The sequence below is a fragment of the Kordia sp. genome, assembly GCF_045105435.1.
GTDB lineage: Bacteria > Bacteroidota > Bacteroidia > Flavobacteriales > Flavobacteriaceae > Kordia.
Genome location: NZ_JBGCDL010000311.1, coordinates 1 through 7,972, shown reverse-complemented (window position 1 = coordinate 7,972; position 7,972 = coordinate 1). Strand labels below are relative to the sequence as shown.

Genomic DNA, 7,972 nt, shown 5'->3' with positions numbered 1-7,972 from the left:
AGACATTATAAAGGAAACACCTGAAAATATTGTACAGAGACAAGTGAATGCGTATAATTTAAAAAACTACGAAGCTTTCTTTGAGAATTTTAGTGATGATATCGAAGTATATATATTTCCGAATACACTCGAAACAAAAGGTATAGAAGCATATAAAAAAAAATTTGAAGGAATGTTTGAAAAAGCTCCTGAAATTCATTGCGAAATATTAAACAGAACCACTCGGCTAAATACAGTAATCGATCACGAACGTGTTACCTTTAGAGAAGGTGTTTCTAGTGAAGTCATTGTAATTTATAAAATAGAAAACGGAAAAATAGCGAAAGTGTATTTCGTTAGAGATTAAATAAAGGCTTATTAATATGAAAAAACGCATTGTTTTATTACTTCTTTTTGTTTCTTTTTTTAGCGTAACTGCTCAAAAAGGAAACGCAGCTGATGTTTTAGTCCAAAAACAAATTGATGCGTACAATGCAAAAAACATTGATACTTTTGCAGCTACTTTTAGTGATGATGTGATATTTTACAACTTTCCGAAAGAAGTAAATTTTAAAGGCATTGCAAAAGTCCGTGAAGTTTTTAGTACGCTTTTTAAAAACAATCCTGATTTATACTGCACTATTGAAGACCGCATTGTTGTTGAAAATACCGTTGTTTATCATGAAAAAGTACAATTCAAAAAAAATACACCTATCGTTAGCTTTGTTGTCATGTATAAAGTGCTCAACAATAAAATAACGGAAGTATATTTCTTAGAGCGTTCAAAATAACATAAAATCAAGCCCATGAAAAATCTATTTTTCGCATTTCTATTTATTGTTTCTTTTGTTTCTGCACAAGAAAATAACGAAACCGCTATTATAGCGCAAAAACAAATGGACACCTACAATTCTCGTAATATAGAAGCGTATGCTGCCTTGTTTAGTGAGGATATTAAGGTGTATGATTTCCCAAAAAAATTACGTTACGAAGGAAAAGACAAACTCATTGAATACTACGGCGCTTTTTTCAAAAAAACACCTGAATTGTTTAGTTTTATCGAAAAGCGAATTGTTTCTGATAATAAAATCATCGACCAAGAAAAAGTGATCTACAAAAATGGTGGCGTAGCAAAAGAATTCGTGGTGATGTATGTTGTGGAAAACAAAAAAATAGCAGAAGTATATTATATTAAACGGTAATGCTTTCAAAATGCTATTGTGCAAAATTATGAATAATGGAATATTCCTATTTTAGATATTTTTTAGCCACATACCTCACATTAGTCGTTACTTTTGGAGTGTTGTTTTTATTACAGGAAACAATTGATCTGATTGATAAAACACTATTAATCTTGCTAATTCCTTTCGCAATTGCGCTACTAATTTCGCCAATATTTTATTGGAAATATCCGCCTTCAGATTTACAATATCGCTACAGAAAACACAAAAAGAAAGTATTCAAAAAATTTATGGAAGAACATAATTTCAGCCATTCCGAAAATGGATATGTGTATGGAGTTATAGAAAACTATCCTATAATGATTTATGCAGCACGAAATCTATTTCCAGCCAACAACGAATGGATTGAAGCTAAAATTGTTTTCAATCCAAAACGTGAACATGAATTTATAGCGACTTCTATTATAAATAACATCAAAAGAAAATATAATGACGAAAGTATAACATGGTACGTAAACAGTGTACTGATAAAGCAATACTATAAAGTGAAACTGCCTAAATATGAAGTTGTATATCCGTTATTGAAACGTTGTATATCTGAGTTAAAAGCAAATGCAATAGCTCCTATTTCTCATAATGAATGGCAACAAATGCTGCCTGAAACAATAGCACATTACCAAAACCATGAGAAACTATGAAACAAATATTCTCAATACTGATACTGAGTCTTGAATAAAATTCACCAAAGTGATTTAAAAAAAGTATTTACTAACAGCTTACTACACGGATTTTCAATGTATGAAATGTAACAAGAAACAAAAATTAGCTACTCATAAAGTATATTATCTTTGAATAGCTTATTTTTAGACTAAATTTCTAAGTTAACTAATGGAAAAACTAAAACGATCTGAATTATTTGGCGCTGCCTTAGTTCCTATTACAGGTGCTTTGGTAAAGCGGTATAACAAATGTCTTTCCTTTATAGGAACTGCGCCAACACAACTCAGCAGTTTTCATATTGATGCAATGGGTTGGAGTCCAGAAATTGCCGAAGAAAAAGATGATTTTCTATACCTAAACTCAGGTGAAGCCAATCCGAATGCTATTATTCTTTCACCAAAGCAAAACGACAAACCTGCGTATTCACCTTTTCATAGTTTTGATAGAGAAATTATGGAATTGGTATTTAAACAACACAAACATACCATTAAAGATATTACGCGTGATGCCGCAATTTGCATCGATTTAGATCAATATATTGACGCTTTTTACGAACCTGAAGATTTACTAAAATACAATCAAGTTACAGTCGATTTTCACGTGGTAGAAGATTTATATACCGTTCAACAGAAGCAATTGGAACTTGTAAAAGAATTTCAGCAAGAAGATAATTTTTTAGACGAAAATCTGCATTTAAAAATTTTAGCTTCCGCTAGAAAACATGGCGATTTACGTCAACGTACACTAAAAATGGACAGTGTTGATTATAAAACTAGTTCATTTTATACCAAAGCCTTTGGTGGCGTATTTGTGTTTAGAAAAAAAGGAAGCGGGAAAAATATTTTAATTTTTGAATCGAAAACAGCAGCCGACAAAGTAAAAACAACGTCCACAACACAAGCATTTCATATAGAAGACCAACGTTTTTATAATGCGCTGGCAACCGAAAAAATGATTGTGCTCGATCCGGAACACAGTGTATTATCGGGTTATTTTGAACGTGTACAAAAAATTATTTTCTTATCGCATCTCAAAGAAGTGACACATTCGTACAGTGATATTTTAGAAAATTCAAATGTATACAAACGCTATTTGAATCGTTTGTCTGCCGATGCACGAAAGCAATTGATGATTTTAGATCGAATGCAAGCAAACACAAAAAATGCAAATGTTTTAGATGTTGAAGGCGGATTAACAACCGAAGTGTTGGCATGTATTCAAATCCCAACACCTGATTTACCAATGCATGTACAAGAACTCGTTTGGAAACTAATTGTAAAAACCACCACATATAAAGATCCGCTTTTTCTGTATTGGTACGACAAAGAAACATTTTACACCACATATAATTCATGGGACAAATCGTATCAAAGTTGGGTCATCAAATTAATTAAACAAAACACCTGGAACTCATGATTACATTTGACATTATCATACTTATTTCAAGTATCGTTTTTGGCGTCTCGCTCTATTGGCTAGAATCAAAAGGAAACGGCTTCTACAAAACGGTAAATAAAATTGCAAATTCTAAAGAGTTACAAATGAAACCCGAAAGCAAAAAAGGTTTTTTTGTCAATCAAGAGTTTGTACCGCGATTAATTTATGTAAACATCATATTCATTCTTGTAGTAATTGTTTTTCTTTTTCTTCCACTTGGACTTAGAGTAGAATATTACGTTTCTGCTGTATTTGGAACTATGATTGGAGTTTATATTGGTAGTTTTGTTGTTGGAATTAAAGATAAATCAGAAGAAATTCTTGACAAAGTTGTCGATACTGGAAAAGATATTATTGACGATATTAAAACGAAAGGAAAAGAAGCTGCCGATAGTTTTTCTTCTGACAAAAAAGAAACAACCGAAGCAACCAAAGAAGAAACTACCCAAGCACCTGAAGCACCAAAAAAGAGTGCTAGAGAACGTTTAAAAGATAAAGGATTATTAAAATAAAAACTATGTTAAAAAGATTTTGGAACCGTGGAACTAAACAAAAAATCATCCTTATTGTCGTAGGATTCATTCTTTTGTGCGCACTTTTTATTTTAAGAGATGAGTACCAACCGTTTTTGCTCTTCTTACGAAAATACTTTTTTATATTATTGGTAATTAGTGCGATTTTATTTTTTGGAATCAGATCGTTTCGAAAAACAGCAAGCACGCCCAAAAAACTATTGAAAGGCTTTTTAACGGTAGCATCTGTAGCATTAATTTACGTGATGTTGTGGCCTGTGGGAATGTATGAATACATGCAAACGTACAATGTGTACAACAACATGAATTTACAAGAAATTTCAGCGCTTCCTTTGAGTAGAAATGAACGAATTCAACCGTACAACAACATCAAAACGATGGCGTACGAATCTTTGGAAGAAACTATTGAAGTTTCTGCTCCTCAGTTGGTTCGTGTCGATGATCGCAATCAATGGACAATGGCAATTCAGCCTGCACAAGAATACTTTTTTCAGCGTGCAAAAAATAATATTACAGAGTTATTCTCTGTATCAAGCACATCGCCTTCTCCTCAGTTTTCAAAACAAAATAGAATCAAAGCAACGTTCTCTATTGGTGAGTCGTTAGCATTTAGCAGAAATACCTATAATGCGGTTGTACAACGTTTCAATCCGTGGCAATTGTTTAATTATGAGCCGCACGAAGCGTATTATATGAAGAACGATAAAGGAAATTGGGTACAAGTAGTAAGTTTAATTAAATGGAAAGGATTCTTTTTTCCATATCCAACGTTTGGTGGCGTGATGGTTTTAGAAACTGGAAAACACGATTTTAACGATTACTTAGAGCGTTTGTTAATTGGAAAAGGAACGTTTATTGCAGCGGAAGATGTGCAAAAATATCCGTACTTAACACGCCAAAATACCTTATCGGAAAAAGTATCACGCATTCAAGCAAAATCGATGATGTTTTTAGGTGGTTTTACAGATCCACTTCCGTGGAATAAGAAAACGGCGGTTAAAATTCCAGATTTGATAGAAGATCAAAATCAGCAACCTTTTGTAACCGATTTTAAATTTACAGGCACTACAGAAAATGCCTATGATGGTTTGTATCATTGGTTTGGCTTGGAACCTATTGGCGATGATCGCACAGGTTTATCTATGAGTGTTTTTATTCCTGCGGATGGAAGTAATGATGTGTATTATTACAATCATTCAAGCAAAAAAGAAGGACTGGCAGGAGTTTCAGCTATGCCAGCGAAAGTAATGGAATCGAAGAAAGAATACGATTGGACCGTGAACAAACCTGTTGAATTTAGACCGTTTATTAGAGATATTGGCGGAAAAAGACGTTTGTTTATGCTAAGTACAATTGCGGCAAAACGCGAAAACAGTACGCAGTTTGATGGTGGTTCTACGCCCGATTTGGCTTTGGTAGATGTTTCCTATAAAGATGTCGTTTGGATTGATGCAAAACATCCTTCAAAATGGAATGAGCAAATTATCAATCAACTGGGTGAAACCTGGAAAATTAGTGAACATTTGTCTGATAGTGACATCTATCCGAATAGAACTGAAGTAGTTCCTGAGGTTGTGAATGATACTATTCCTGTAGTAAAAGATCCTACGAAATAGTTTTTTTGGACTTGCTTTCTCTTTAGATCGCTTCGCTCTTAGATTGTTAGACACATTCAATTCTACACAAACATATACTAAAGAAGCGGCTCAAAAGCCGCTTCTTCAATTTTTAACAATACTTGATAAATGTCTTTTGTATAATCTATACTATCAATTACCTTTTCCATCTTTAACCAACTTACTTAAGTTTTACTATATTATTTTATAGGCAAACTATGAAGCTAGTCAAAGAATCTTAAAAGCAATTATGCGTGATTATGTCTACATTTAATTGCAACTGACTTACAGCGCCAATTTCCAGCAGAAACTTCTCTATCAACAGGAGGAGGAGCACTCGTTGTATCAGCTGCGCCTCCATTGACAGTTTCTAAATTTGAAATTACACTCTTAATCAATTTGAAATTTTTTAAATTCTGTTTTTTCATTTTTAATAAGTTTTTGGTTAACAATGCTGCTAAATAACATGCTAATTTTGAAAGAAAAAAAAGGGCTTCTTGAGCATTTATGAAGCGTCATGATAATTTATAAAACGTCAAGTTTTATTTGATTTAAAAGAGTTTTTTTACAACATTTAATACATTATTAAGTTTTGTATACTAGTTAATATTTCTATTTTGCAAGCAAATGTTCACTTTCACAAATGAAAAAAAACAACCTCTTACGTATTTGTAACTTCTTAGTATTCTTCTTTTTATGCGTTTCTTTTAAATCCTTTTCGCAAGAAGCGAAACAAAAAGCGATTATAGATATCCTTTCATTTGACCAGTTAGATTCTTTATTTTTAAATTCCAAAAATGAGGATTTTAAAACCTTGGAACTTTATGCAGACAAAATGCTTTCTATTGCTAGAGTTCATAATGATATTAAGAAAAAAAATATTGCATTTTACAATTTAGTATTCGCCTATAAAAGACAAGGAAAAAAGGAAGCTGCTCTGAAAACTGCTGATAGTCTTACATATTATGCTACCAAAGCAAATGATGCTTACATGCTCGCTAATTCTTATAATTTTAAAGGAACGCTAGCTTATAACGAAGGAGATTTAGAAACAGCATTTAAACATTACCAAAAAGTAATTGAAGCTGATGATCCATACATGACTTTGGTCGGACTAAATAATGTTGCTTTAATCAAAAAAGAACTACAAAGTCCGCATGAAGCTTTAAAAGATGTTCATTTAGCACTAAAAGGATATGAAAAAGAAAAGGAACTTTATAATGAGGTTGGTGCTATTCATCTTATTGGCGAATTGCATTTGGACATTTATAGATTAGATTTGAATTCTAAACATCTAGATTCTACAAAATATTATATTGATTTAGGATTGAAAAAAAGTAAACAGTATAATGACACTTTAGGGCATTTTTTAGTTCTAAGCACAAAAGGACAATGGCTTCAAGAAATAAAACAATATGATAAAGCCTTAAAATCATTTCAAGAATCCTTATCCTATTTTGAAGAGGAAGATGACGCTAAATGGAGTGTATTTTTGTATTTATACTTGGGAAGATTGTATGATGAATTACAAAATCATGAAGCAACAATTACTGTCCTAGAAAAAGCAAATACGATTTTAGCTGATAAAGATTTCCATTTTAATGATACACCTGAGATTTATTTGTTATTAGCTAAAAATTATTTTAATGTACAGGATCATGAAAAAGCCAATGCAAATTTAGAGAAGTATAAAACCTTTAGCAGTAAAATTCATCTAGACAATCGGAAATTATATGCAAATTTACATAATGCATACGATGTGTCGATCTTGGAAGAAAAGATTTCTCAAATAGAAACGAAAGCTTCAAACAAACAACAAAACATTCTTTTTATTACAATAACGATTATTATTTTTATTGGATTGATTGCACTGTTTTATTATAAAAAGAATCGCAACAACCGTAAAAAATTAGTAGCCATTCTTGAAAAACTTGAAAAACCGGCTCCACAAGAAAAGTCAGTTCCAGCAACAATCAATAATACAAAAATAGAAGATACAAATGTACAACGCATTTTAGCTTCGCTTGATCAATTAGAGAAAACAGAATATTATTTGGCAACAAGTTGCACATTGAGTTATGTAGCTAAAGAAATTGACACCAATACTTCATATCTTTCAAAGATTATTAATGAACATAAAGGAAAATCATTCGCAAATTATTTGAATGAATATCGAATCAACAAAGTATTGGTAAAATTGAAAAGCGAAAAAAAATACCAATTATATACCTTAAAATATATTGCAGAACAGTTTGGTTTTACTAGGCATGAAACATTTAGTAGAGTTTTTAAAAAGCAAACAGAAATTTCTCCATCCTACTATTTAAAGAAGTTAAAGAATGACAATTTATAAATCATCAAATTATTTTTCACTTTCATAAGTCACAATCTTATACATTTACAATCCTATTTAAAAACATTTAAATATTTCTTATGAGAAAACTAAAGTTTATAAAAAACACGATTGCTAAACTAGAAAATTTAGATCAGTTAAAAGCTGGAGCTG

Annotated in this window: 9 protein-coding genes; 8 read left to right on the top strand and 1 reads right to left on the bottom strand. The window is 31.6% G+C overall.

Annotation, left to right across the window (positions count from 1 at the left end; translation table 11 throughout):
* From AB8B65_RS16020 to AB8B65_RS15990, 7 genes are all read left to right on the top strand, one after another.
* Positions 1 to 346 (top strand): nuclear transport factor 2 family protein (locus AB8B65_RS16020; protein ID WP_405302279.1); only part of this gene is annotated, 346 nt, incomplete at its 5' end.
* 16 nt (positions 347 to 362) lie between these two features.
* Entirely contained in the window at positions 363 to 770 is a 408-nt protein-coding gene (locus AB8B65_RS16015; protein WP_405302278.1) for a nuclear transport factor 2 family protein, read from the top strand.
* 15 nt (positions 771 to 785) lie between these two features.
* Positions 786 to 1,181: a nuclear transport factor 2 family protein gene (locus AB8B65_RS16010; RefSeq protein ID WP_405302277.1), complete on the top strand. Its 396-nt coding sequence runs from the start codon at positions 786 to 788 to the stop codon at positions 1,179 to 1,181.
* A gap of 35 nt (positions 1,182 to 1,216) precedes the next feature.
* The gene (locus AB8B65_RS16005) at positions 1,217 to 1,858 is read left to right on the top strand and encodes a hypothetical protein (RefSeq protein ID WP_405302276.1); all 642 of its coding nucleotides are present in this window, start codon (positions 1,217 to 1,219) and stop codon (positions 1,856 to 1,858) included.
* A 190-nt stretch (positions 1,859 to 2,048) separates the two neighbouring features.
* Positions 2,049 to 3,296: a DUF6638 family protein gene (locus AB8B65_RS16000; RefSeq protein ID WP_405302274.1), complete on the top strand. Its 1,248-nt coding sequence runs from the start codon at positions 2,049 to 2,051 to the stop codon at positions 3,294 to 3,296.
* Positions 3,293 to 3,829 (top strand): hypothetical protein, encoded by a 537-nt coding sequence (locus AB8B65_RS15995; RefSeq protein ID WP_405302273.1) that lies wholly within the window; start codon positions 3,293 to 3,295, stop codon positions 3,827 to 3,829. The genes AB8B65_RS16000 and AB8B65_RS15995 overlap by 4 nt, the downstream gene beginning before the upstream one ends.
* Before the next feature lie 5 nt (positions 3,830 to 3,834).
* On the top strand, positions 3,835 to 5,466 hold the full coding sequence (locus AB8B65_RS15990; RefSeq protein WP_405302272.1) for a hypothetical protein: 1,632 nt from the start codon (positions 3,835 to 3,837) through the stop codon (positions 5,464 to 5,466).
* A gap of 248 nt (positions 5,467 to 5,714) precedes the next feature.
* Here AB8B65_RS15990 and AB8B65_RS15985 read toward each other — a convergent pair whose 3' ends face one another.
* Positions 5,715 to 5,894 (bottom strand): hypothetical protein, encoded by a 180-nt coding sequence (locus AB8B65_RS15985; RefSeq protein ID WP_405302271.1) that lies wholly within the window; start codon positions 5,892 to 5,894, stop codon positions 5,715 to 5,717.
* A 215-nt stretch (positions 5,895 to 6,109) separates the two neighbouring features.
* On the opposite strand from AB8B65_RS15985, the gene AB8B65_RS15980 reads away from it, so the two are divergent.
* Positions 6,110 to 7,819, top strand: a complete 1,710-nt coding sequence (locus AB8B65_RS15980; protein ID WP_405302270.1) for a helix-turn-helix domain-containing protein — start codon at positions 6,110 to 6,112, stop codon at positions 7,817 to 7,819.
* Positions 7,820 to 7,972: the final 153 nt, after the last annotated feature.